Source organism: Algoriphagus sp. AK58, assembly GCF_014324365.1.
In the GTDB taxonomy this organism is placed as follows: domain Bacteria; phylum Bacteroidota; class Bacteroidia; order Cytophagales; family Cyclobacteriaceae; genus Algoriphagus.
Map to the genome: position 1 here is coordinate 62,380 of NZ_QEIG01000010.1, position 25,074 is coordinate 87,453.

Annotated in this window: 17 protein-coding genes; 11 read left to right on the forward strand and 6 right to left on the reverse strand. The window is 45.1% G+C overall.

What is annotated here, in order from left to right:
• Positions 1-8: 8 nt before the first annotated feature.
• From DDT91_RS11110 to DDT91_RS11125, 4 genes are all read left to right on the forward strand, one after another.
• A complete protein-coding gene (locus DDT91_RS11110; protein WP_187176256.1) occupies positions 9-821 on the forward strand; it encodes an SDR family oxidoreductase in 813 nt (270 codons plus the stop codon).
• Complete coding sequence (locus tag DDT91_RS11115; RefSeq protein WP_187176257.1) at positions 822-4,682, forward strand: AAA domain-containing protein; 3,861 nt, start codon at positions 822-824, stop codon at positions 4,680-4,682.
• A 307-nt stretch (positions 4,683-4,989) separates the two neighbouring features.
• Positions 4,990-5,328: a helix-turn-helix domain-containing protein gene (locus DDT91_RS11120; protein ID WP_187176258.1), complete on the forward strand. Its 339-nt coding sequence runs from the start codon at positions 4,990-4,992 to the stop codon at positions 5,326-5,328.
• Positions 5,322-6,623 (forward strand): type II toxin-antitoxin system HipA family toxin, encoded by a 1,302-nt coding sequence (locus DDT91_RS11125; RefSeq protein WP_187176259.1) that lies wholly within the window; start codon positions 5,322-5,324, stop codon positions 6,621-6,623. Before DDT91_RS11120 ends, DDT91_RS11125 begins: the two co-directional genes overlap by 7 nt.
• Positions 6,624-6,716: 93 nt before the next feature.
• Here the strand turns inward: DDT91_RS11125 and DDT91_RS11130 are convergent, their stop codons facing one another.
• The gene (locus tag DDT91_RS11130; protein ID WP_187176260.1) at positions 6,717-7,487 is read right to left on the reverse strand and encodes a YdcF family protein; all 771 of its coding nucleotides are present in this window, start codon (positions 7,485-7,487) and stop codon (positions 6,717-6,719) included.
• A gap of 322 nt (positions 7,488-7,809) precedes the next feature.
• On the opposite strand from DDT91_RS11130, the gene DDT91_RS11135 reads away from it, so the two are divergent.
• On the forward strand, positions 7,810-10,755 hold the full coding sequence (locus DDT91_RS11135) for an FAD-binding and (Fe-S)-binding domain-containing protein (protein ID WP_187176261.1): 2,946 nt from the start codon (positions 7,810-7,812) through the stop codon (positions 10,753-10,755).
• A 136-nt stretch (positions 10,756-10,891) separates the two neighbouring features.
• Here the strand turns inward: DDT91_RS11135 and DDT91_RS11140 are convergent, their stop codons facing one another.
• The 3 genes from DDT91_RS11140 to DDT91_RS11150 form a co-directional block, all read right to left on the reverse strand.
• Complete coding sequence (locus DDT91_RS11140; RefSeq protein WP_111394310.1) at positions 10,892-11,305, reverse strand: PIN domain-containing protein; 414 nt, start codon at positions 11,303-11,305, stop codon at positions 10,892-10,894.
• Positions 11,289-11,561 (reverse strand): DUF6364 family protein, encoded by a 273-nt coding sequence (locus tag DDT91_RS11145; protein WP_111394311.1) that lies wholly within the window; start codon positions 11,559-11,561, stop codon positions 11,289-11,291. The genes DDT91_RS11140 and DDT91_RS11145 overlap by 17 nt, the downstream gene beginning before the upstream one ends.
• 160 nt (positions 11,562-11,721) lie before the next feature.
• Positions 11,722-13,881 carry an alpha-glucuronidase family glycosyl hydrolase gene (locus tag DDT91_RS11150; protein ID WP_187176262.1) on the reverse strand — a complete coding sequence of 720 codons (2,160 nt, stop codon included), beginning with the start codon at positions 13,879-13,881 and terminating at the stop codon, positions 11,722-11,724.
• Positions 13,882-14,037: 156 nt separating this feature from the next.
• Between DDT91_RS11150 and DDT91_RS11155 the strand changes: the two genes are divergently transcribed.
• Both DDT91_RS11155 and DDT91_RS11160 read left to right on the forward strand, forming a co-directional pair.
• Positions 14,038-17,277 carry an exodeoxyribonuclease V subunit beta gene (locus DDT91_RS11155; RefSeq protein ID WP_187176263.1) on the forward strand — a complete coding sequence of 1,080 codons (3,240 nt, stop codon included), beginning with the start codon at positions 14,038-14,040 and terminating at the stop codon, positions 17,275-17,277.
• On the forward strand, positions 17,274-20,108 hold the full coding sequence (locus tag DDT91_RS11160) for a PD-(D/E)XK nuclease family protein (RefSeq protein ID WP_187176264.1): 2,835 nt from the start codon (positions 17,274-17,276) through the stop codon (positions 20,106-20,108). The genes DDT91_RS11155 and DDT91_RS11160 overlap by 4 nt, the downstream gene beginning before the upstream one ends.
• Positions 20,109-20,163: 55 nt before the next feature.
• Here the strand turns inward: DDT91_RS11160 and DDT91_RS11165 are convergent, their stop codons facing one another.
• Positions 20,164-20,619 carry a YciI family protein gene (locus DDT91_RS11165; RefSeq protein ID WP_187176265.1) on the reverse strand — a complete coding sequence of 152 codons (456 nt, stop codon included), beginning with the start codon at positions 20,617-20,619 and terminating at the stop codon, positions 20,164-20,166.
• Positions 20,620-21,294: 675 nt separating this feature from the next.
• Here DDT91_RS11165 and DDT91_RS11170 point away from each other — a divergent pair.
• The 4 genes from DDT91_RS11170 to DDT91_RS11185 are packed head-to-tail and all read left to right on the forward strand — an operon-like array spanning position 21,295 to position 24,261.
• Positions 21,295-21,666, forward strand: a complete 372-nt coding sequence (locus DDT91_RS11170; RefSeq protein ID WP_187176266.1) for a response regulator — start codon at positions 21,295-21,297, stop codon at positions 21,664-21,666.
• A 58-nt stretch (positions 21,667-21,724) separates the two neighbouring features.
• The gene (locus DDT91_RS11175) at positions 21,725-22,522 is read left to right on the forward strand and encodes an ABC transporter permease (RefSeq protein ID WP_187176267.1); all 798 of its coding nucleotides are present in this window, start codon (positions 21,725-21,727) and stop codon (positions 22,520-22,522) included.
• A gap of 3 nt (positions 22,523-22,525) precedes the next feature.
• A complete protein-coding gene (locus DDT91_RS11180; protein ID WP_187176268.1) occupies positions 22,526-23,284 on the forward strand; it encodes an ABC transporter ATP-binding protein in 759 nt (252 codons plus the stop codon).
• Positions 23,281-24,261 (forward strand): MlaD family protein, encoded by a 981-nt coding sequence (locus DDT91_RS11185; RefSeq protein WP_187176269.1) that lies wholly within the window; start codon positions 23,281-23,283, stop codon positions 24,259-24,261. The genes DDT91_RS11180 and DDT91_RS11185 overlap by 4 nt, the downstream gene beginning before the upstream one ends.
• Positions 24,262-24,332: 71 nt before the next feature.
• Here the strand turns inward: DDT91_RS11185 and DDT91_RS11190 are convergent, their stop codons facing one another.
• Entirely contained in the window at positions 24,333-25,067 is a 735-nt protein-coding gene (locus DDT91_RS11190; protein WP_187176270.1) for an energy transducer TonB, read from the reverse strand.
• Positions 25,068-25,074: the final 7 nt, after the last annotated feature.

The window sequence follows — 25,074 nt, forward strand, 5'->3', positions numbered from 1 at the left end:
TTTTACCCATGATTTTCAAAGACAAAGTCGTCATCATCACCGGTGCTACCTCTGGAATTGGCGAGGCTTGTGCCGAGGTATTTGGTCGGGAAGGTGCCAAAATTGCTATCACCGGACGTAATCCTCAAAAGCTGGAGCAAACCACTCTTAAACTCCGGTCAAAAAACATCGAAGTACTTTCCATTCTCGCTGATGCAGGTTCGGAAGCGGATAACCAACGTATGGCAGCCGAAACACTTGCTCATTACGGTCGGATCGATATTCTGATCAACAATGCCGGGATTTCCATGCGGGCGTTGTTTCAGGACTTGGATTTGGAGGTTTTTCGCAAAGTCATGGATACCAATTTTTGGGGAACGGTCTATGCCACCAAGTTTTGCCTTCCTGCGATTTTGGAATCCAAAGGTTCCATCATTGGCATTTCCTCCATCAATGGCTATCGGGGCACGCCTGCCCGAACAGCTTACACAGCGAGCAAATATGCGATGAACGGATTTTTCGAGTCCCTTCGAACCGAAGTCATGAAAAAGGGAGTTCATGTATTGGTGGTTGCACCTGGTTTTACCTCCTCTAATATCCGGAATACCGCACTCACGGCTGACGGTTCATCTCAAGGCGAATCTCCACGTGACGAGTCCAAGATGATGACTTCTGAGGAGGTAGCAGAACATATTTTGAAAGCCACCCTGAAAAGGAAGCGAGATATTGTATTGACTTCTCAGGGCAAATTGGCTGTCTTTCTGAATAAGTGGATGCCGGGAATTCTCGACGGAATTGTCTATAATCAGATGGCCAAAGAAAAAGACTCGCCTTTTAAATAAATGCCCGAACCCATCTTCCAAACCTACCTGAATCGGCTTACCGACCTGTCCACCAAAAACAGGTCTTTGTATTTGTCGAAATTGGAAGGAACTGGGATGTTGGATGTGCGAGAGTTTGATTTTTTGACCGGAGAACCTGCCTTTGAAATTCTTCGAAAAGGGATGGAGGGAAAAAAGAAAATCCCGCTTTCCCCCGATCTTGATCCGAGGTCTGGCGATGCCAACCAAGTGTCCAAAGCACTTGCTCGAATGGCTTTTCGGGTTCAATTGACTCAGGAAGAAACCGGTGAGCAAAGTCTGTATCTGGCATGGCTATTTGCCGAAGGAAAGGTTATTAACGGGCAGCTGATTCGTAGTCCCATGCTCTTGAAACCGGTTCAACTCCTCAATGAAAATGGGGTTTGGATCTTGGTTTCTGAGGAGAATTGGCAGTGGAATCCGGCTTTTATACTGGCTTGGAGACATTCCACTGGACAAAATTTTCCTGAATCTTTTTCCGATGAACTCCTGGAAAATCTACCAAAAGATGCGCTTGAGTTTCGGACTGTCTTGGCTAAACTGATTCCCGAATATTTCGCCATTCAGGTTCAATCCAATCTGCTGGAGGATCAGATTCTATCGTTTCCCAATTCCCAGATTTCACTCGATCAGGAGCGATTTTCTGAGGGAAAAATCATTCTAAAGCCATACGCTGTTTTAGGCCAATTTGCCCAAAAGGGGAGTTTTTTGTTTTCTGATTATGAGCAATTGATTCAAGACCATTCTGAGAGTTCCTTGGAGGATCTGTTTCAGCATCTTTTCCTTTCCGAGAAAAGTGAAAAACAGATTCGAGAGGAAAACCTGTTTCCCGTTTTTCCCCTTGATGCTTCTCAGGAAAGTGCGCTGATCAAAGTTCGTCAAGGAAAAAGCTTGGTGATCCAAGGGCCTCCCGGTACGGGCAAGTCTCAATTGATCGCCAATCTGGTTTCGGATTATATCGCCCGTGGCAATAAGGTATTGGTGGTTTCCCAAAAGCGTGCTGCCTTGGATGTGGTATTTGAGCGATTGGAGAAAGCGGGTTTTGGTCAATTTTTGGGCTTGGTTCATGATTTTCGCGCAGATCAGAAAAACCTTTTTGAAAAAATCAAAAGCCAGATCGAATCGGTCGAGGAGTACCAAAGTCAAAACCGGGGAATAGATGCGATCCAATTAGAGCGGGAACTGAGTCAACTTTCCAAGACTATTTCCAGACTTTCCGGAAAGTTTGAGGAACTGCGAACAGCTCTCTTCGATGAAAAGCCGGCAGGAATTCCAGTCAAAGCCCTTTATCTCCAAGCGGATTTGAATCGACGTGCTTTCTCCAACCCCAAATTGATCCAGTTGGATGTTGAGCAAGCAAAAGGAATTGAACAGGATTTAAGGATTTTTTCAGGGTATCAGAACAGGTTTGCGGGAAGCTTTTGGAAAAAGCGAGTTTCATTTTCTGGGGTTCAGCCTTCGGATTTTGGTCAGATTTCTGCGTCTTTAATTGATTTGGAAAATCATCGAAAGGAGCTTCCCCAATTCCTTTTCGGTGAAAAAGGAAGACCGTTTTTCAAAGCAATTTGGTCTGATCGGGTTTATTTGGAAAAAGTTAAAAGGCTTCAATTTTCGCTCTCAAACCTATCCAAGCCAGAAAAAGACCTCGCATTCATTTTTCAGCCCAAGGAGCAAAAAGCACTTACCAAGATCCGAAAGTTTCTGATTCAGGCTATCGAAACATCCCAAGGCTGGAAGTTTGAATTGGGTTCGGATTTGCTTGGATTGAGCAAGGAATTGGATGCATTGATTCCGCTATCGCAAAGCTTTTTTGGGAAGCTTCAGGCCAAATTTTCCAAAACCAAATTTCCCCTGACTTTTCAGGCCTTGAGCCAAAATGGAGTGGCATTCAATACCCAAAATCTGCTTGATTTTCAGCTGGAATGTCAGTCAAAACTTCGGCTTCAGGCAGAATTGGAGGGATTACCAGCTTCTTCCTTTATCAATATTAGCGGGCAATTTGCCGAAGATTTAATTGAGGTGGACCAGCTTTTAACTTGGAAAGCGCATTGGGAGGCAGTTCCGGAAATTCAGGAATTATTGGACTGGAAAAAGCTTTCCTATTCGGAGTTTGGGGCTGCAATGGATCAAATTAGAATTTGGTCTGAAGACTTGTCCTCCCATCTGGTTGCCTATCGACTTTGGTTAAGTGAAGCGCAGTTTTTGGATTTGATGGAAAAGGGTTTGGAAGCCGTTTTTCCAGAAAATCCACTCAATTGGCCTTCCGTTTTTGGCGAACTGAAGGGATTTGATCAGTTTTTGGAGGAATGGAAATTTCGGGAATTGGGTGAAAGGTTAGTAGAGGATTTTTTCGAATTGAATCTGGATCAACTTATTGAAGCTTTTTGGAATGGTTGGAGACTGGCATGGATCGGGGAGATCGAGCGGCAGCATCCGGTCATGTGTGAAATGGGTTCCCTGCGTCTCCGCCATGAAATGGACGAGCTCAAAAATGCCATCCTCGAAAAGCGAAAAAATGCCAGGTATTTGGCCTTGCTTCGCCTTCGTGAGCAAGTAGCCGAGCATTTGGAATACAACCGCTTGGGCAATCGGCTGACCTATCGGGATTTGCTTCATCAAGTGAGCAAAAAGCGCCAAAAATGGCCCATCCGTAAGCTGATTGCCGAATTAGGCGAAGAGGTTTTTCGGGTTCTTCCATGCTGGTTGGGCAGTCCGGAGACGGTCTCAGCGGTTTTTCCGACGGATCAAGTGTTTGATTTGGTGATTTTCGATGAGGCTTCGCAATGTCCTGTGGAGCGGGGTTTGCCTGCGATGCTCAGAGGAAAGCAGGTGGTTGTGGCAGGGGACTCGAAACAGCTTCGGCCTTCGGATTTTTACCAGGTGAAATGGGAAAGTGAGGAAGAGGGCATGGAATACGAAGCCGAATCGCTGCTGGAGTTGGCAGCTCATTTTTTTGAGAATCTCCAGTTGAGAGGACATTACAGATCTGCTGATCCGGGTTTGATTCACTTTTCCAATTCCCATTTTTATGGAAATCGGCTGGAAACTTTGCCGGATTATGCCACTGTCAAGGCTGGGAAAACTCCTTTTTCCTGGGAAAAAGTCGAAGGAAACTGGGAAAATCAGATCAACCGGATGGAAGCTGATGCGGTCTTGAATCGGGTTCAGCGCATTCTAAAAGAAGCTCCTGAGGATTCCATCGGTATAGTGACAGGCAATTATTTTCAGATGGAGTTGATTCGGGAAGAATTATGGAAAGCTGGCTTTCAAGATGCTTCGATCAAAGTCCGCAATATCGAAAATGTGCAGGGAGATGAATTCGATCAGGTGATTTTGTCTTTGGGCTATGCGCCCAATCGGGAGGGAAAGCTGGTGACGAATTTTGGTCTCTTGAGCAAGTCGGGTGCTGAAAACCGGCTGAATGTGGCTATCACGCGGGCAAGAAAAGTGCTTCATGTCATCTCCTCCATCGAGCCGGAGGACTTCCGCCCAGGTCAGCTTGCCAATCCGGGTTTGGCTTTGCTGAGAGAGTTTTTGGCTTGGGTGAAAGTGCAAAGTAAAGACCGGAAAATCCCTCCTCCCGAAGTGAAAGTGCCTGGTTTCGAGCTGGACTGGAGTTTGAAAAATCAGCTTTTGAAGTCAGATATTGGCTTTTCAAAAGAAATTCCTTCCGCGGTGATGGATTTGATCCGAACCGACCGAGAAGGGAATCAAATTGCGATTTTGACTGATGATCAGCGATTTTTTGATACGCCCACGGCAAAGGCTGCGATGGCCTATCATCCGATTTTGCTGGAGGAGAAAGGCTGGAATTGGGAGTGGAAGTGGAGCAGAAGATTTTAGTGTCGAGGTTTAGAGACAAGAGGCAAAAAGCGAGAGACAAGAGTGACGATACTTGAGGGACGACATAAGATGCCAGACTTTTGGTTCTGTAAGTAATAAGGTTCTATTTTATTTGTTAAAACCTATTCTTATTGAATGATATTTAATTCAATAAGTGAATTTTTTAAACATAGTGAATGATAAATCATTAATTAATGGTGGATATTGGAAAGTCTTGATTCTTGTGTCTAGCATCTTGATTCTTATTTTTGATTGATTTTTCATTCATTAAATTGTAAATTTGGATTTAATGAATGATATTTAAGTCATGGATATCGCACAACTATCAGATATGGCCATTCTCCGGATGATAGGGGACTTCATCAAAAAGAAGCGTATGGCTCTCAATAAGACTCAGGACGAGATGGCCACGGAGGCGGGCATGAGCCGATCTACACTCAGTCTGCTGGAGCGCGGAGAAAAGGTCCATTTGCTGACCTTGATTCAGGCGCTTCGTGTTTTGGACGAGCTGCAGTTGTTGGAGGCGTTTGAGATTCGTCAGCAGATCAGCCCGCTCGAATACATCAAGCTTCAAAAGAAATACCAGCGGCAGCGGGTGAGGCATTCGGATATCGCAGCTGAAGAAGATCGTCCTTCAGAATGGTAGTAGCAGCGGAAGTTTGGCTTTGGGATCGGCTGGCTGGAGCGATCCTGTGGGATGAGGCACAGCAGCTGGCAAGCTTTGAGTTTGATCAGGCCTTCCTGCGCTCGGGTTGGGATATAGCGCCTGTCACCATGCCGTTGAGACTGGGGAAGCGATTGTACACCTTTCCAGAGATTCGCCGGGGTCGCAATGATGCTTTTGATACGTTCAAAGGCCTTCCGGGACTTTTAGCCGATATGCTTCCCGATAAATACGGCAATCAATTGATCAATACTTGGCTGGTGCAGAACGGTCGTCCCACGGATAGTCTGAACCCTGTGGAGTTACTTTGTTTTATCGGGAAGCGTGGAGTGGGAGCGCTCGAGATCAAGCCTTCGCTCCGTTCCGAGATCGGCACTTCAAGCACTTTGGAGCTGGACAGTTTGGTAGCGATTGCCAATAAAATCCTCAATACCCGGGAAAGCTTCCAAACCGATCTATCTAAGGAAGAAGAATCTGCCTTGGCCGATATCCTGAAAATCGGAACTTCCGCGGGTGGTGCTCGGGCTAAGGCAGTGATCGCTTTTAACCCCGAAACCGGAGAAGTAAAAAGCGGTCAGGTCAAAGCTCCTGCAGGTTTTTCGTATTGGCTGATCAAGTTTGACGGGGTCATGGACAGTCAGTTTGGTGCATCGGTGGGTTATGGTCGGGTGGAAATGGCCTATTATCTGATGGCACTTGAGGCAGGAATTGAGATGAATGAATCCCGGATTTTGGAGGAAAATGGCCGGGCGCACTTTATGACCAAGCGCTTTGACCGTACGGATGCCGGTGACAAAATCCACATGCAAAGTCTCTGCGGAATGCGTCATTTTGATTTCAATCAAGTGGGAGTGTATAGCTACGAACAAGTGTTTGAGACGATGCGGATGCTGAGACTGTCGTATCCAGAAGCGGAACAGATGTTCATCAGAATGGTCTTCAATGTGCTTGCGCGCAATTGTGACGATCATACCAAAAACTTTGCTTTCCTGATGGATCAGAGCGGAAAGTGGACTCTTTCACCTGCATATGATATTTGCCATGCCTATCGACCGGGAAGCTTGTGGGTCAGCAGTCAATCCCTTCAGGTGAATGGAAAACGAGAAGGAATCTCTGACAATGATTTTCTGGAAGTTGCCCGGAAGATGAATATCAAAAAGCCGGAGGAGAAGATCGATCGGGTCAGAAAAGCGGTAAAACGATGGAATGAATTTGCGGAAGAAGTCCAGGTGGAGCCCAAGCTTAGGGATTCGATTCAGGCTACGCTTTTGGTTTAGGCATTTATTGCGTAAATCCCGTTGCGGGTTTTACGCAAGTGAAATTTTTGGATCGATTTGTAAACTTTCAAGAACCTGGAGATCTCAAGATATCTAGATATACCCCACTAAGCTATATATCGTAATCCCGATCCATTCTTTGACCAGCTTGTGCCAATAGGAAATGGAATCCGCATCGGGGAAAATCAAGGCAGGAATATCGTATTTGACTTCGTGGGAATAATAATCCACGGGAAAAGTCACTGTATTCAGCCCCACTTTATCAAAGCAGCCTTTGGCTCGGGTCATATGAAAAGCGGAGGTGATCAGCACAAATTCCTGAGAAGTGGAGATTCCGTTTTTCTCCAAAAAATCACGGGTAAACTGAGCGTTTTGAGCCGTGTTTTTACTCTGATCCTCGATGAGTATGTCCGACTCCGGCACTCCAGTCATCAGTAAAAATCGCTTTAATACTTCGGCTTCGGATTGAGGATTGACTGGGTTGAGGCCTTGTCCACCGGTGATCAGAATTTTTTTGATTTTGCCCATACGATAAAGTTGTAGTGCATGGGTAATCCGGTCTGCTCCTTTGTTGAAAAAGGTGCGGTCATAGGCAGTTTTGCTTAGGTTGGTAACTCCGGTGAGGACAATGCCGATTTCGTGATTTTCTATTTCTTCGAAAGACTTGAAATCAGGCTCCCAAGCCAATAAAGCCAAATTGGAAAGAAATGGATTGGTGAAAAAGAGTAGAAGTCCAACACCTGCCCACAGCAACTTTTTACTCCACTTTCTCCGGAAAAAAACAGCTCCGCTGAGGATCAATATCATCACAATCGTCAGTGGCATGGCCAAAAAACTCAAAAACTGGGATAGGTAAAAGAACATGGGGATTTGGATTTTCTTTAATGAATATTAGTTTTAAGCATCTGATTCTGTTTTCAAAAATAAATGGATGTTTATCGTTTTAGTATTGGGATTCTCTTTTTCATTGTAGGAATATTACTTATTGTTATTCAATATCGGGAGGGAGTTTACTCGAACAAAGAAAAAGTTAATCCTGGCGATATTCGATTATTTTTCACGGGAGTTTTTGGAGTCTTAGGAGGAGGGTATTTTGTTTTTACCTCATTTTAGGATCATTTTGGTCCTGGATTATTGAACCTTGATATTTTTTTTCTTTAATCTAGCCAGAAAGCTATTTTTGACCATGCTTTCAGACCAACCTAACCTAGTACCTCATTTAGAAAAACTGGCCACCCAATTGGAGGGCAGTTTGCAGTTTGACCGACTCACCCGGACCCTGTACGCCACCGATGCATCTGTCTATCGGGAGATGCCCTTGGCAGTCGCTTTTCCTAAGTCAGAGTCGGATATCCAAAAATTGATTCACTTCGCCACCGAGCACGGCACTTCCCTGATTCCCAGGACCGCGGGCACTTCCCTCGCCGGACAATGCGTGGGAAACGGCATTGTGGTTGACGTTTCCAAGCATTTCACTCAAATCCTGGAATTCAATAAAGAAGAGCGCTGGGTTCGCGTGCAGCCAGGTGTGGTTCGAGATGAGCTGAACCGTTACCTCAAGCCGCATGGTCTATTTTTCAGTCCGATCACTTCCACTGCCAACCGGGCGATGATCGGAGGGATGGTTGGGAATAATTCTTCCGGGACAACTTCCATCGTCTACGGAGTGACTCGTGATAAGGTGATTTCTCTGAATACCATTCTCAGTGACGGGAAAAAGGTGGTTTTTGGAGAGATCTCCCAAGACGATTTTGACCGGAAGTGTGGACAAAAAGACCTCGAAGGAACGATTTACAGGCAGATTTTCGACGAACTCAATAACCCTGAAATCAGGGAGGAAATCCAAGCCCAATTTCCTAAAAAGTCCATCCACCGACGCAATACTGGCTATGCGGTGGATGAATTGCTAAAGGCCGAACTTTTTGAAGGAAAGGATAAATTCAACTTCTGTAAGTTGTTGGCGGGTTCGGAGGGAACTTTGGCCTTTACCACCGAAATTAAAATCAGTCTCGATCCGCTTCCAGATCCAGTGGAGATTGTGGTGGCAGCCCATTTTGAAAGCATACACGAAAGCATGAAATCCGCTCAGGTTGCAATGAAGCATCCTGCGACTGCGGTGGAACTGATGGATAAAATCATCTTGGACTGTACCAAGGAAAGTATCGAATACTCCAAAAACCGCTACTTCGTCGAGGGAGATCCTAAGGCGATTTTGATGATCGAGTTTCGGGGAAAAACGCTGGAAGAGGCCATGGCCAAAGGGGAGGCGCTTGTCGCTGATTTGAAGGCAGGTGGCTATGGCTATGCCTACCCGATCATTGAGCCTGCCCGAGTGGCGTCTGCTTGGGCGCTTCGTGCAGCTGGTTTGGGACTTTTGGGAAACATTCCCGGCGATCCAAAAGCGGTGGCTTGTATTGAAGATACCGCCGTGGATATCGAGGATTTGGCAGATTACATTGATGAGTTGGATGAGATTCTGAAAGGATTCAACCAAAATCCGGTTCACTATGCCCACGCAGGTGCAGGAGAGATCCACATGCGTCCGATTTTGGATTTGAAAAAGGCCGAGGATGTGGAGGAATTCTACCAGATTTCGTTGGCTTCGGCCAAGTTGGTGAAGAAGTATCAGGGATCGCTTTCCGGCGAACATGGAGATGGACGAGTGCGAGCGGCTTTTATTCCCTTGATGGTGGGGGAAAAGAACTATGAGCTTTTCCGCCGAATCAAATACACCTGGGACCCAAAAAACATCTTCAATCCCGGCAAAATCGTAGATGCCGCCCCGATGAATAAGTTCCTGCGCTATGAGCCGGGAATGGTCACTCCGGAGCATGAGACGGTATTTGATTACTCTGCCGATGGAGGCATTCTTCGATTGGCGGAGAAATGTAACGGTTCGGGTGACTGCCGCAAGCTCCCAGGTTCGGGCGGGACCATGTGTCCGAGCTTTATGGCAACTCGCAACGAACGTGATACCGTTCGAGGTAGAGCAAACACCCTTCGTGAGTTCTTGACTTTGGATAAAAAGGAGAATGCCTTCGACCATCCTGAGATCAAAGAAGCCTTGGATCTTTGTCTGAGTTGTAAAGGCTGTACGGCAGAGTGTCCTTCCGGAGTAGACATGGCCAGCATGAAAGCGGAATTTCTTTATCAATACCAAAAAACGAATGGAGTTCCACTTCGCTCCAAGGCTTTTGCCTATATCAATGAGTTAAATGAATTGGGAGCCAAGGTGCCCGGAATCGCCAATTTTTTCCTAAGCAATTCATTTACAGGAGGATTAATGAAGTCGATTTTGGGAGTAGCTCCGACTCGTAATTTACCTGCAATCAGCCCGATCAGTCTGAGAAAGTGGTACAAAAAGAACTACGCGTCTTTGCCCGGACCTGCAAAAATGATCAAATCGGTGTACTTTTTCGTTGATGAATTCACCAACCATAACGATACCCAAATCGGTATCAAGGCAATTTCTCTATTGAAGAAACTCGGTTACGAAGTCAAAGTGGTTGATCATGAGGAAAGCGGAAGGTCCGCGCTTTCAAAAGGATTGTTGAAGAAAGCCAAAAAACATGCGGAATCAAACGTCCGAACTTTTGAGAAATTGATCGATGGCAATACCCCGTTGATTGGATTAGAACCATCGGCTATTTTGAGTTTTCGGGATGAATATCCGCGGATTGTCAGTCCGGATTTGGTGCCTGCGGCAAAGAAACTCAAGTTTCATGTCAAGCTGATCGACGAGTTTCTGGGTCAGGAATTGGCGGCAGGAAACATCAAACCGGAGTCATTCACCTCCAAAACCCAAAAGATCAAGCTGCATGGGCATTGCCATCAAAAGGCGCTTTCTTCGTTGACTTGGACGCAAAAAATACTTTCGCTTCCCGCTAACTACACGGTTGAAACGATCCCAAGTGGTTGCTGCGGGATGGCGGGTAGCTTTGGTTATGAGGTAGAGCATTTTGAATTGTCTCAGCAAGTAGGGGAGTTGGTGCTGTTTCCGGCGGTAAGAAAAGCCGAAGCAGATACAGTCATCGCTGCGCCGGGTACTTCTTGCCGTCATCAAATTGCCGATGGGACTGGTCGAAAAGCGAAGCATCCCGTGGAGATACTTTGGGAAGCACTTAACCTTTGAGGTTTTCAATACCTCGAAGGTTTTAAATAAAAATTAGCGTAGAAATACGGTCGAAATTCAATAGAAATACAGCCTTCGGCTGAAATACACACCTCAGATTTTGTTATCCTGCTTCTCCAGAAGCAGGATTTTTTTTCTAAAGCCTTTCCAAAAACTGAATGGGTGTCAAAATTGGAAGTTGAGGCTTGGAGTGCCTTAAAAATTTCTGATCATTTGTTACAATTCCTTCCATTTCAGAATTGATAGCGATAAAGTAGTGAATAGCATCCTCTAAGTCATCAAAATCAGATTCAATGGCACTAAGTACCTCATATTTTGAGCCTTCCAAAAAGTCAAATCTTTTAGCAATTACACCTGCAATTTCTTTAGTCACTTCCAAACCTTTTGCAAGCTCGAGGTAATAACAGCAAGTTTGGAGCACTGAAATCGAGATAAAGCCATGAATCTTTCTCTCTTCAAGTTTTAGGAAAAATTCATTTAATCGATCTTGGTCGGGGCTTCTTTCCAGAAAGAAATCCAAGATCACATTTACATCAAAGAAGATCTTCATAGCCCCATTTTTTGGCTTTGGCACGGTAGTACTCCTCTTTCCAATCTATTCCTTCAGGAAATTCGACCTTGGATTTCGGCAGTGACTTCATGTACTCCACCAACGTCATCCCATTGGGCAAAGGCGGACGCGGCTTTAGAAGGGTCTCAAAATGCTCCTGCACCAAATCCGACACGCTTCGGTCTTTGGACTCGGCGTAGGCTTTGATTTTTTCCAGCAGCTTTTCCTCGATGGTGATGTTGAGCTTCTTTTTCATCGTATGCGTATGAATGCCCTAATGTACGTATAAATGACTGGAAATGATATCATTCTAAAATCAGAAATACGGTGGAAATTCGATAGACATACAGCCTTCAGCTGAAATACACTACCTCAGATTCTTTTATCCTGCTTCTCTGGAAGCAGGATTTTTTCTTTTACCACCTCGGCCGAATCCCAGGCGCGGTGGGAAATCTCAGGCTTTTGTAATACTCCAAATCTCCCTCGGGCTGTTCGATTTCGCTTGGAAATGGTCTGTTGGAAATAGACTGAAAATACAGCAGACAGGCATTTCTCCACCATTCGGCTTCTTGGACTTGGATTCCAAGAAGTTGACTCACATGGGAAAATTGCTCTGGATCGATCGCACCATTGAGGCTTTCCCAAGTAGCTTTCATAGTTCTGGCACTTTTTACGCCTTGATCGTAGTGAAGCCCGATTTCCTCCCAAAGTGTTTTTCCGGATTTCATGGTGTAGTCCCAAGGCAGATGATGAAACCAAAGCAGGTATTTCTCAGGAATCTGTTCCGAGTCAGACCAAGCCTGGATGATCTCTGGCGCGTATTGTTCCAAAGCTTTGCTTCCTGTGGCAGTGCGGTCAAAACCAATTCCCAAACTATCGGCACGGTGATAATAAAGCGCTGTCCAATCCGCTCTTCCACCAGTCACCCAAGGTCCTGGTCCGTAGTGATGATCCCATCCCATGATGTGATGCAAGCCAAGCGGAGTCATGTAGTTGACAGCTGCTTCGTGGGAATTGAGCATGATTTCCTTGATTTTGACCAGATTTTCGGGATTTTGACCAAAGGTTAGCTTGGCCCATTCCTCAGCGATCTGCTCCGAACTCAAGTATGGATCCCAAGCCAACCGCCCAAAAGCATACCAGTTGGCTTGGCCAAAGAGATGCCCGGTCCAATTGCGGTCCGTGCCGATATTGGACACGCCGGCCATGAGGGTGAGCTTTTGACCGGAGTCCGAACCGTCCACAATTCCCGCAACGGTGGCTTCGGAGCTAGGGCGGTAGGTTTTACTCTCCAGCACTTCCTTCCACATTGGAGAAAGGAAGACAAGCTGGGTAGCCTGACCGAGGTATTCTTGAGTGATTTGAAACTCAACTCCCAGATTGGTTTGTTTCACTGCCCCAAAAAGTGGGTGGAAAGGCTCTCTTGGCTGGAAATCAATCGCGCCATTTTTGACCTGAATGATCACATTCTCACGAAATTTTCCATCCAAAGGCACAAATTCTAGATTGGCTTGCTTGTGCCTGTCTTCGTCGATTTCGTGAGAATAGACAAAAGCCCTCCAGATCAGCACTCCGCCATGCAGGGCCAAAGCATCGGCAAGCATATTGGCACCTTCTGCATGCGTTCGCTGGTATTCATGCGGCCCGGGTTGTCCTTCGGAATTTGCCTTGACGAGGTATCCCCCAAAGTCGGGAATGTGCTGATACATTTCGTTGGTCTTCTTTTTCCAAAAAGCAATCACCTCCGGATCGAGCGGATCGGCGGTTTTGAGTCCTCCGATTTCTATAGGAGCGGAGAAACGGGCCGTTAGAAAAACTTTGATGCCGTAGGGTCGGAAGATATCGGCCAGCACTTTGGCCTTTTTCATAAAGTCCGTGGTCAAAATCCTTGCATTGGCGTTTACATTGGTCAATGAGACCGCATTGATGCCGATACTCGCATTGGCGCGGGCATAGTCGATATATCTCGGATCGATATATCCAGGCAGCCGGTGCCAGTCCCAAATCGAGAAACCTGCATAGCCTCGCTCTACCGTTCGGTCCAGATTATCCCAATGGTTAAGCATGCGAAGCTGGATTTTCGGGCTTTCCATTTTTACTTTATTCAAGTCAAAACTTCCGCTTTGTAGGCTTTTGAGCCAGTCAAAAACTCCATAAAGGACTCCTACAGGTCGATTCCCAACGATCGTGAAGTAAGTTTTTCCCTGAAAAATAACCGGCCCCATCCAGTAACCATCTTCCCCCAGATTTCGGATGGTCACCTGATCCTGAAGCCCAAAAACCTGAGCCAATTCCTCCCGCGTTCCCAGCCAAACCTGGGTTTGGTTCAGTCGCTCGGTGGAGAAAACTGGCGCTTTTCCGGTCATTTTGGGAGCAGCGAGTTGAAGCTCTTTTTGGATGGCCTCGTAGGTGGGATTTTTCCCGAAAAAAAAGATGCCTGAGAAAAGTCGATCTGCTTCCGAGCGCATAATTGAATTTTCGATCGGTCGGTAGTCGAGCCAAAGTTCGTAGCCATCCTTGGCGAAATTGGGCAACGAAAAAATCAGCAGCAGCACTAGAATCAGGTATTTCTTCATGGGTTTATTGGTTTCGGGAGTTTGAAAATGGCCAAAAAGCCATGGAATTCCAATTGGTTTTACGCAGTCGATTCCTGACAATAATCGTCAAAGTGATTTTTTGGCTGTAGGAAAAAGGTCCTGCTTTCCTATCTTCGACCTGTTACTTTTTGACACATGAACCAGAAACCTTTCATCATCTACAAATCCTCAGCAGGCTCGGGTAAGACTTACACGCTTACTTTGGAATACCTCAAGTTGGCCCTGCAAAATCCAAGGTCAGGCTTTAAGCAGATTCTGGCTGTGACCTTCACCAATAAGGCCACAGCGGAAATGAAGGAGCGGATTTTGGAAGTCCTTGAGCGTCTGAGTCATGGGGTGAAGCAGGGGGAATTTTTGGATGAGGAGTTGATGAAACATCTAAAGTTGGATGAAAAGCAACTTCAAAGCAGGGCCCGAGAGACGCTTTTGAGCATTCTTCATGGTTATGGGTATTTTTCGGTCAGTACGATTGACTCTTTTTTCCAGAAAGTGATTCGATCCTTTGCGAGGGAAATGGACCTGCAGGCCAAGTTTGACTTGGAGCTGGATACCGATGCAGTCTTGGAGCGATTGGTGGATCGAATTGTGGAGAAGGTGGCTCAGGATAAAAACTTGAGAGCATGGCTGATCGGCTATGCCGAGGAACAGATCGAGGAGGGAAAAACCTGGGATATCCGAAACGGCATCAAAGGTTTGGGCCGGGAGATTTTTCAGGAGCGATTTAAGGCCTTTCGATCACTCTTTCAGGAAAGTGTGGCCCAGGAAGGTTTTTTAGGAGAATTCCGAAAGCAACTGCATGTTGAGCGTCGAAAACTGATCGCTGAGGCAGAAGAAATGAATGCAAAAGCTGAGTCGATTCGGGCTCAGTTTGGCTTGGAGTGGACGGATTTTAAAGGAGGATCGAGAAGTTTTGCTTTGCGATTTTCCCGATTGGGCGACCCGAAATTCCCTTTTCCTGAACTCACGGAAGTCATGCTTCGGGATTTGCCGGATTCCAACAATTGGTTTTCCAAGGGAGCGAAAAATGCACCCAACATTATTTCGGCAGTTGAAGCAGGCTTGAGTTCTATACTTTTTTCATGGCCAGAAAAAGTCCTTCACTGGAACACGCTTTCAGCCTTGCAGCGTAATCTGAACGCTTTCGGGGTCTTCCGAGACTTGATTTTGGAGCTTCGGGACCTGAAAGATGAAGAAAGTATTTTGCTGATTTCGGATGTCAACGACTTTCTCAAGCAAATCACCGAAGGCAATGAGGCGCCTTTTATCTATGAAAAAATAGGTAATCAATACCGCCACTTTCTGATCGATGAGTTTCAGGACACTTCAGATTTTCAGTGGTCCAGCTTTCGACCTTTGCTTGAAAACTCCCTAGCCTCCGGAAATACCAACCTGCTCGTGGGCGATGTAAAGCAATCCATCTATCGCTGGCGAGGAGGAAAATTAGAACTCCTTTTGAATGAAGTGCAGCGGCAGATTCGGGAGGATTTGATCGATGTGAAAAACTTGGATACCAACTTCCGAAGCCTACCGGGGATCATCGAGTTCAATAATGCGCTTTTTGAGCAGTTGCCTGCCTTGATGCAGTCCGGCATGCAGGACTATTTCGCAGTCGATGCCCAAAATCTCCTCAATGATGCATTTTTAGAAGTGGCTCAGAAGGTGCCTCAGAAGAAAAAGGATCTCGAGTTTCAGGGAAAAATTCACCTGGAGTTTACCGAAAAAAGCAACTCTAGAAGTTCGTCCGAGGATGAGGAAACAGAGGAAGATGAATCGGAAGAAACCGTTTTGGCAAAACTGCCCGGCTTGGTGATGCAGCTTCAGGATCAGGGCTATGGATTAAGCGATATTGCTTTTTTGGTGCGGAAAAATGCTCAGGGAGCTGAAATCGCCGATTATCTGATGAATTACCATCGGGAAAATCCCGATTCGGGTTATCGCTTTGATGTGCTTTCAGAGGAATCCCTATTTATCGACAAATCTATTGCGGTCAAATGCCTCTTGGCCTTTTTGACCTATTTGAATAATCCATCTGACAAGGTTGCCTTGAAGACGCTTTGGCACTATTACGCTTTGCTTCATGAGATCGAACTGAGCCACTCGCTGTTTTACCATCATAGTCTTCCCGAATCCTTAAGAGAAAAAGAAAAGCAACTGTTTTCCATAGAAAGCAGCCTACTTCAGCTTCCTCTGGTTGAGTTGATGGAGGAGGGGCTTTCCTTTTTGGGTTTGACCGAAAAGCAGCAGGACTTGGCGTATGTCTCCGGATTCAAGGAGGCGGTGTTTGATTTTGTGAAAAAGAATCGAGCCGATCTGATGGGATTCCTTGATTGGTGGGAGCTCAATAAGGGCAAGCGAACGGTGAAAATCCCAGAGGACCACGATGCGATGCGGATCCTGACGATTCACAAGTCTAAGGGCTTGCAGTACAAAGTGGTGATTATGCCGTTTTTGGACTGGAGAATTGTATCAAGCGGACAGCAAGCTCCCGTGATCTGGGCGCCGTATCAGTTGGGAAATCTGGAAACCGTTGTTCCACTCACGCATCAAAGCGTACTCAAAAACTCCCATTTCTCCGAATACTATGAGGATGAAGTTCGACTTGCTTACCTCGACTCGCTTAATATGCTTTATGTGGCATTTACCCGTGCGGAAGAAGTGATTTGGGGCTTTTCGGATTTTACGAGAAGTAAAGAAGGGGTTAAGCTCAACCAAACCGGAAATGTACTTTACACGCTCTTTTCCACTGGTTTTCATATCCCTGATCCATCTGATCAGGGTTGGAATTCTGAAATGATGACCTTTGATTGGGGAGAGTGGGGGAGAAAAATTCCTCCGAAAGATCAAAAGCCGAAACCACCTTTGGGTTTGCGATGGGAGATTTTGGACTGGAAGGAAAAGCTCAAAACTCGGAATTATGCCTGGGACTTTTCCGAGGACGGTCTGCAGGCCAGAAATCAGAGAAAGCTGGGTGTGATTATTCATGAGCTTTTGGCTGATTCCCAAAGCTTGGAGGACGCCTTGCGATTGCTTCGTGAGTTTACTTTCGAAGGGCGGTGGGATGAGGCCACGGCTGAGGAAGTCAAAGTGCAATTGGAAATGCTGTTTGCCTTGGATCAGATTCAGGATTGGTTTGGTCCTGCCTACCAGTCGCTTTCCGAACAGGGAATTTTGCTTCCCGGAGGAGCGCAAAAGCGTCCTGACCGAATCCTGATCGGAAAAGATCAAGCCTTGGTCATCGATTTTAAAACCGGAGAAAAGCGGGAAACCCACCTCCAGCAAGTGAAAGAATACATGGGCTTGGTTGCCAAACTGAGTCAACTCCCGGTCAAAGGCTATCTGTGCTATCTCGAACCCACTGAAATTTTGGAAGTATGAACCCATTTTTGAAAGAAACGGCCCAAAAGATCCTGGAATCAGGTCGAGACCTGAAGGAAATCACTATCGTCCTTCCCAATCGACGTGCGGGTTTGTTTTTCACCCGATACATGGGAGAGTTGATCGATGAGCCGGTTTGGATGCCGGAGGTGATCACGATCGAGCAACTGTTTTACCGATTGGCGGGGAACACACCTGCGGATGAGCTGACTTTGATCTTTGAATTGTATGAGCTGTACCGTCAGATTCAAACCGAGCCGGAGGACTTTGATCGCTTTTATTTCTGGGGTGAATTGATCCTGAAAGACTTCAACGACCTCGATCAGTTTTTGGCTCCTGCGAAGACCGTTTATACCAATCTGGCCGAAATCAAAGAATTTGAATCTGATTTAAGTTACCTCTCTGAGGAGCAAAAAGAGTTGATTTCACAGTTTTGGAAGGCTTTTGAGCGGCAGAATGCATCCGAGCAAGAGCGATTCCTGAGATTTTGGCAGATTTTGGCCCAGCTCTATGAGGGATTTCAGGCTAGGCTTCGAACTGCGGGTTTAGCCTATTCCGGTCAATTGTACAGACAGGTGGCAGAAAATACAGACCTTATCACAAAGCCTGAGAAGCACGTGGTATTTGTGGGTTTTAATGCCTTTACCCTGACCGAGGAAAAGCTGATCAAGCATTTTGTGAAGGAGTTTGGCGCAGCAGTTTTCTGGGATGTGGATGCCTATTACTTGGATGATCGACTTCAGGAAGCAGGTTTGTTTTTCAGAGATTACCAAAAAGATCCCGTGTTGGGAAAGACTTTCCCGGAGGAAATCCCTGCTGAAATCAGTCAAAAAGCCGCAGTAATCCATACGCATGCCATTCCGCTGAAAACCAATCAAGCCAACTTGGTCGGGAAGCTTTTGGAAAAAGTTGGGAAAGAGGAAGCCTTGGAAGAAACAGTGATTATCCTACCCGATGAGCAATTGCTTTTTCCGGTACTTCATACGCTTCCTGAGACGATTTCCAAACTCAACGTGACCATGGGTTACCCCATCCGAAATGCGCCAATCTATGCCTTTTTGGATGCAGTTTTGGACTTGCAGCGTTATGCGAAGTGGAAAAATAGCAAGGTGTTCTTTTACCACAAACCGGTGATTGACTTGCTTTCATTTTCTTACCTGAAAGCCTCGGATTCGGAATTTGCCAAGGAAATCTCAGAAAAGATCAAGCTGGATAATCTCTTGGATGTGCCAGTAGAAGCTTTAGCTAAAGAAGGCACCCTGTTTCAACTGGTCTTCCGAAAGGTCGAGCCACAGGATCTTTTTGATTATTTGGGAGAAATCATCCAATACCTCGCGCAGGAACTGAAAGAAGATGTCATTCAGCGCAGCTATTTGTATCAAGCTTTCAAACAGCTGAATCGATTGAAGGAAGTTTTCCGAACTAATCAGGACAAGGGATTGAAGATGGACTTTGTGCTGAAGTTGTTTCGGCAGATTTTCAGGGAGTTGAAATTGCCATTCGAGGGGGAGCCCTTGCAAGGCTTGCAGATCATGGGTGTGTTGGAATCGAGAAACTTGGACTTCCGCCGTGTGATCATTTGTGATGTGAATGAGGGCAGCTTTCCTCCAGGAGGAGGCATCAATTCCATGATTCCGTTTAACCTTCGCCGTGCTTTTGGTTTGCCGGTTCAGGAGCAGAATGACGCGATTTATGCCTATACCTTTTACCGTCTCTTGCATCGGGCTGAAGAGGTTCACCTGATTTACACGACAGCAGCTGATCAGGGAAAAGCGAACGAGGTAAGCCGATTTGTGCAGCAGATGCAGGCAGAGCTTCATGTCGCCAAACCTGAGACCGTGATGATTCCCGTGCAATTGACTCCCGGTAAGGAGATCACCCTGAAAAAGTCGCCAGAGATTTTGCAGCGGCTTGCCAGCTATGTGAAAAAGGAGGGAGATTCGTATGCCAAAAGCTTTTCCGCTTCCGCGCTTTCCATGTATTTGGATTGTCGTTTAAGATTCTATTTCCGCTATGTGGCGGGTTTGAAGGAAAAGGAGGAAGTGGTATCGGAGATCGATCCGATGACGTTTGGGACGCTTTTGCACAGTGCCTTGGAATTTCTTTATGAAGTAGAAGAGGGCAAGTCCCATCGGGATATCGATTCTCATACCATTGATCGCTTGCTACCTCAGGTGCCCGAAGCAGTAGATAAGGCCATTCGCAAGTTTTACAAAAAGGAAGCAGGAGAGGAGTTTGAGATAAGCGGGCAGTTGGTGATCGCCCGGGAGGTTTTTATCAAGTATGTGAAAGAAATCCTGAGTTACGATCAGAAGAATGGCCCTTTCCGGGTGATTGGTTTGGAGAAAGAATACCAGGCTGGAATTCCCGTGGAAACTGCTCAGGGCAAGGTAGAAATCGCGCTGAAAGGCGTAATTGACCGCATGGACATCAAAGACGGCGTCGTGCGATTGCTGGACTACAAAACCGGGAAGGACAATAAAAAGGTGAGTTCGATTGCTTCACTTTTTGATCGGGAAGATGACAAGCGAAACAAGGCGGCCATGCAAACCTTGCTCTATGCTTACTTCTATCAATACGAGCACCGAGCTAATCAGCTTCCTTTGAAACCGGGAATTTTCAATATCAAGGAGATCTACAATCCACAGTTCAGTCCATTTTTGGTCATGGACAAGGAGGAAAATTCTGATTACCGGGATTTTGCCGCCGAGTTTGAAAGCGGATTAAGCGGATTATTGGCTGAGATCTTCAACCCAGAGGTTCCTTTTGACCAGACGGAGGACGAAAAAAAGTGCACCTTCTGTGCGTACAAGGAGATCTGTGGGAGGTGAGTCAGTTACCAGTGGTCAGCTTCCAGTGTTCAGACAGACTGCGACTGAAGACTGATCACTGAACACTTCCTTTAGCGATCTTCCCATGAATCTCATTTACCATCATGAGCGCGGCAGAACCATACCACTCTTTCAGGTCCATTTTTAGTACACCGGCTTGAATGGCTGGGTCAGTTTCGGTGAGGGCTTTGGCTTCGTCAATGCTTTGCACATCGAAAATGTAAATGCCGCGGAGGTCATCATTTCCGAAGAAAGGTCCGGCCAATACCAGTTTTCCCATCTCTGCCATTTTTCCAATGTTAGCCATGTGACCGGCTTGGATTTCCTGCCGTTGTTCTGGGGTATATTCTGCCACTCGGTCACCTCTAAGGAGGAAAGCCATGACGTATTTTTTCATTCCGATATTATCTGCTCCTAATTTTTTGGCTAGGGCTTCGTCGTATTGGCTTTGGGCTTGGGCTGCCCAAGAAGCCGTAAAAATCAGACCAAGGAATAATAAGATCTTTTTCATAGAAGGGTAGGGTTTTCCTAAAGGTAGCATATCCCTTTCAGATTTGATGAAGTAATCTGAAGCCGATGGATAGATCATTTTTCAGCTGGGAAAATGAAGGATTGATAAATTGATGCAAGAAAGATTTTTGTAATTGTATCACTCATTTGTCAAGGAAAATTAAGGTCTTTGATTGCTTTAAAAAACCCATTTGATTTCCAATCAAAAAGAAAGGACAAAAGGAGTTTCACCTCATTGCGGTAATTTTTGAGAAGTCTTTTTCAAAATTTTTCATTTTAAAAATCGCAGGATTGAATGCAGATCTTTCCATGATAGGTTTAATCTATCAACAAAATGAACCTGATTCGAGTCCTTCTTTGCTTGAATTATGAAGGGGAATAGGGAGCGGCTAGATGCTTTTTTTATGGTGTTTTTTTTGAAAGTGATACTTTTATTTAATGATAATAATCTATTGATAAATAATATTTTAAATATGATTTCAGTATACCTTAATTTGTATTGTCTAAAAAAATTAGATAAGACTAATTTTCTTTTTTCTCTTGGAAAATGGTTCAGGAGAATGGAATTTTCATTTTCCTAATTTTAGTCAAACAAAATCCGGCTTTCATTTTTCTTTCGTTATTTTGGGCAATTCCATATCTAATCTTTACCTGAGGTGAAAACCGATTTTTACCAATGAGTAACTTTTCGCAAAAGCAAATTATCGTAGTGGATGACGACAAAATCCAACACCTGCTCATTCGGAAAAAAATTCAACTCTTATTTGTTGACGTGCAAATTCATTTTTTTGAATCTGCAGAAAGTGTCATTGATAGCTTGAAAAGTAATCCGGTAGATATCATCATCACTGACCTGAATCTAGACATGATGGATGGTTGGGATTTTGTCCAAGAACTTGAAAATATTGGTTTCAAGGGAAAGCTTTACATAGTGACCGGATCGATAATGGCATCGGATCGAATCAGAGCAGAAGGGGATCCAAGAATTTCTGGTTTTTTTGAGAAACCCCTTTCAGAAACCGATCTTCTTCAAATCCTTTCACCTTGAGTCATTTTCCCAAACCCATTCGAGAAAAATCCTTATTTTCGAACATCTGATTTAAATTATGGCTGGAGAAGCAGACGATAGAAAGCCCCTTATTTCGAAAAAAATTGATAAGTTTTTTACGGGACTGGCAGACGCCTGGAACTTTGTTCGACGCTTTTTCCAGGAAGTGTTTCTGCCCCCCTACGAATTCAAAGAGGTTATTCACCAATGTTATCGAATTGGGGTGGAATCCTTGCCTCTTATTTCATTGACTGGTTTTATAGTAGGGATTGTTTTTACCAATCAATCTCGTCCTTCTTTATCCGAGTTTGGTGCGACTTCCTGGTTACCTGCATTAATTGCTATCGCTATTGTACGTGCGATGGGACCTTTGGTGACTGCTTTGATAGCTGCCGGCAAAGTTGGCTCAAGCATTGGTGCGGAAATCGGATCCATGAAGGTAACCGAGCAAATCGATGCCATGGAAGTCTCTGCTACCAATCCGTTTAAGTTTCTGGTGGTTACTCGGGTTTTAGCGACCACTTTCATGATTCCGATTTTGGTCATGTATACTGATTTTGTTGCCTTGGTAGGTTCTTTCATCAATGTCAACAGTAAGGAATTGGTCAGTCTTTCCACTTTCTTCGTTCAGGTTTTTGATGCCATTACGTTTTTGGATGTATTTTCATCTGTGATCAAGTCCCTTGTTTTCGGATTCACAATCGGGATTGTGGGCTGTTATAAGGGTTACCATTCATCCAAAGGAACCGAGGGTGTAGGACGTGCGGCCAACTCCGCCGTTGTAATTTCCATGTTTTTGATCTTTATCGAGGAGCTGTTGGCTCTTCAGATCGTCAATGCAATCAGGGGGATGTAAGCTATGGATAATCGGGAAAAAGTAGTTGTCATCAGAAATCTTTACAAATCTTTTGGAGATTTGGATGTATTGCAAGGCGTGGATCTTGATCTTCACAGGGAAGAGAATCTGGTGGTCTTGGGCCGTTCAGGCACAGGAAAGTCCGTATTGATCAAAATCATGGTTGGGCTATTGAAACAAGACAGTGGCAGTATGCAAGTTTTGGGAAAGGAAGTATCCTCACTTTCAACCAAAGACCTTAATGCTCTCAGACTCAAAATAGGATTCTCCTTTCAGAATTCTGCACTTTATGACTCGATGACGGTCAGGGAAAATATGGAATTTCCTTTGGTCAGAAATGTGAAAAACCTCACCAAAAAAGAGGTTACCATGCGAATTGAGGAATTGCTAGATGCCGTTGGACTTCCGCAGACTATTAATCAGATGCCCTCAGAATTGTCTGGAGGTCAAAAGAAACGGATCGGGGTTGCGAGAACGCTGATTCTTAATCCTGAAATCATGCTTTATGATGAACCCACTGCAGGATTGGATCCCATTACCTGTGTTGATATTAATAATCTTATCCATGAAGTCAGAGATAGGTACAAGACAACATCCATTGTGATTACCCATGACTTGGCCTGTGCCAAGCAAACAGGTGACCGAATGGCCGTTCTTTTGGACGGAAAATTTAAAGCAATGGGAACGTTTGAGGAAGTGTTCCCTCATGCGGTCGACGAGCGAATCAAGTCATTTTACGATTATAATTTTATCAACTCATGAGAGGAGAAAATAAACGATCTGTCTTAGTAGGCATTTTTGTCTTCTTAGGGATAGCGATTTTGGTTACAGGCATTCTGACCCTAGGCGGGCAACAGAAAAAATTTGTAAAAGCAGTTCATCTTAAAGCAGTATTTGATGATATCGGAGGTTTGCAAACGGGTAATAACATCTGGTTTTCCGGTGTGAAAATCGGAACTGTTCGCAAAATCAATTTCTATGGAGACTCTCAAGTTGAAGTGGAAATGAACGTGGAAAAATCTGTCTCTGAATTTATCCGGAAAAACTCAAAAGCTACGATCAGTTCAGACGGATTGATCGGTAACAAAATTATCGTGATCTATGGTGGCAGTACGGATTATCCACCGGTTGAGGAGGGGGACAGACTGGAAGCAGTCATGCCTTTGGACACGGACAAAATGATGGAAACTCTACAGGAAAACAATCAAAACCTGGTAGATATCACCAACGATCTAAAACTACTCACAGGCAAACTCGCGGCCGGTGAAGGCATCGTGGGAGCCGTAATGACGGATTCTACCTTGGCTAAGAACTTCAGGTCTATTCTGGCAAACCTGGAAAGAGCCTCGACCAACAGCAACAAAATGATTGCTGACCTGAATACCTTCACTGCCAAACTGAATCAGAAGGGGAATATGCTTAACGATCTGGTCACCGATCAGACCATCGTTCCGGATTTGAAAGCAACTATGGAAAACCTCAAATCAACCAGTGCCAATACGGAGACTTTGACCAAGGAGCTCCAGACCATTACGGATAAACTCAATTCATCAGATAATTCTTTGGGAATGCTTTTGAATGATCCGGAATTTGCCAAATCGCTGAAAAGCACCTTGGAAAATACCGATTCGGCAACTTACAATCTGAATAAAGGCATGGAGGCACTGGAGTATACCTGGCCTTTCAATAAGGGCTTCAAGCGAAAAGCGAAAGCGGAAGAAAAGGCAGGCGGAAATTAATCCCAAACCTCACCATCAAAAAAGCCAAAGTTGAATTTTTCAGCTTTGGCTTTTTTGATTTGGCAGAGGGGTCATCCAAGACTAAAACGGATGGGCAAATAAAGCCAAGCCTTCACAGGCCGACCTTGATGATCTAAAGCTGGTATGTAGGAGCCCTTAAACTTCTCGACCATTCTCAGTCCTTCTTTGACTAGATTTTTGTCCATCGTGGCTTCATTGGCTACCTCATATTCCAAAAGCTCCCCAGTCTCCGAAATCAACAGGGCCAGGAAAACAGTTCCAGAAATTCCGGCTCTTCTCGGTGCGAGGGGGTAGGTTAGGTTTTTTGCTAAAAAATCAACCCAAGCCTCCAATTCATATCCGGGCATAAAGTCATCATAGTGGAGCTCGTAAGTTTCTTCCTTATTCGCTCTCCAAATCTCAAAGTGTTTGTAATCATGCTTGATGACTTGGCCTTTTTTGACGCCTTGGTCAAAATATAGGGTCAGGGATTTTTTATTGTCCAAGTTGAGAAGCGTTTGACTGATCAGATTGCCCAGCGTATCGTAGGTATCGGTGACTTCCTGATTAAATTTTTCCTCAGCATTGTAGCTGACTTTGATTTGTCGGATCCGTCTGTTTTGGTCATCAAATATCAGATAAAACAGGTCTCCCGAGGGAGTCTTTGATTCAGTCATGGTATAAACCTTATTGTCCAAATCTTTTTTTGAGATTTCATAAAAGTGCCGGTTAAGTGGAGTGGTTTTTTGGGCTTGAGCGCCAAAAGCAAAAAACAAGATAGAAATCAGGATAAAGAGATTTTTCATGGTGGGT

What these genes read in the sequence shown, in the direction of transcription:
- DDT91_RS11110 (WP_187176256.1), top strand. Translation starts at nt 9, where the DNA reads ATGATTTTCAAAGACAAAGTCGTCATCATCACCGGTGCTACCTCTGGA.
- DDT91_RS11115 (WP_187176257.1), top strand. Translation starts at nt 822, where the DNA reads ATGCCCGAACCCATCTTCCAAACCTACCTGAATCGGCTTACCGACCTG.
- DDT91_RS11120 (WP_187176258.1), top strand. Translation starts at nt 4,990, where the DNA reads ATGGATATCGCACAACTATCAGATATGGCCATTCTCCGGATGATAGGG.
- DDT91_RS11125 (WP_187176259.1), top strand. Translation starts at nt 5,322, where the DNA reads ATGGTAGTAGCAGCGGAAGTTTGGCTTTGGGATCGGCTGGCTGGAGCG.
- DDT91_RS11130 (WP_187176260.1), bottom strand. Translation starts at nt 7,487, where the DNA reads ATGTTCTTTTACCTATCCCAGTTTTTGAGTTTTTTGGCCATGCCACTG.
- DDT91_RS11135 (WP_187176261.1), top strand. Translation starts at nt 7,810, where the DNA reads ATGCTTTCAGACCAACCTAACCTAGTACCTCATTTAGAAAAACTGGCC.
- DDT91_RS11140 (WP_111394310.1), bottom strand. Translation starts at nt 11,305, where the DNA reads ATGAAGATCTTCTTTGATGTAAATGTGATCTTGGATTTCTTTCTGGAA.
- DDT91_RS11145 (WP_111394311.1), bottom strand. Translation starts at nt 11,561, where the DNA reads ATGAAAAAGAAGCTCAACATCACCATCGAGGAAAAGCTGCTGGAAAAA.
- DDT91_RS11150 (WP_187176262.1), bottom strand. Translation starts at nt 13,881, where the DNA reads ATGAAGAAATACCTGATTCTAGTGCTGCTGCTGATTTTTTCGTTGCCC.
- DDT91_RS11155 (WP_187176263.1), top strand. Translation starts at nt 14,038, where the DNA reads ATGAACCAGAAACCTTTCATCATCTACAAATCCTCAGCAGGCTCGGGT.
- DDT91_RS11160 (WP_187176264.1), top strand. Translation starts at nt 17,274, where the DNA reads ATGAACCCATTTTTGAAAGAAACGGCCCAAAAGATCCTGGAATCAGGT.
- DDT91_RS11165 (WP_187176265.1), bottom strand. Translation starts at nt 20,619, where the DNA reads ATGAAAAAGATCTTATTATTCCTTGGTCTGATTTTTACGGCTTCTTGG.
- DDT91_RS11170 (WP_187176266.1), top strand. Translation starts at nt 21,295, where the DNA reads ATGAGTAACTTTTCGCAAAAGCAAATTATCGTAGTGGATGACGACAAA.
- DDT91_RS11175 (WP_187176267.1), top strand. Translation starts at nt 21,725, where the DNA reads ATGGCTGGAGAAGCAGACGATAGAAAGCCCCTTATTTCGAAAAAAATT.
- DDT91_RS11180 (WP_187176268.1), top strand. Translation starts at nt 22,526, where the DNA reads ATGGATAATCGGGAAAAAGTAGTTGTCATCAGAAATCTTTACAAATCT.
- DDT91_RS11185 (WP_187176269.1), top strand. Translation starts at nt 23,281, where the DNA reads ATGAGAGGAGAAAATAAACGATCTGTCTTAGTAGGCATTTTTGTCTTC.
- DDT91_RS11190 (WP_187176270.1), bottom strand. Translation starts at nt 25,067, where the DNA reads ATGAAAAATCTCTTTATCCTGATTTCTATCTTGTTTTTTGCTTTTGGC.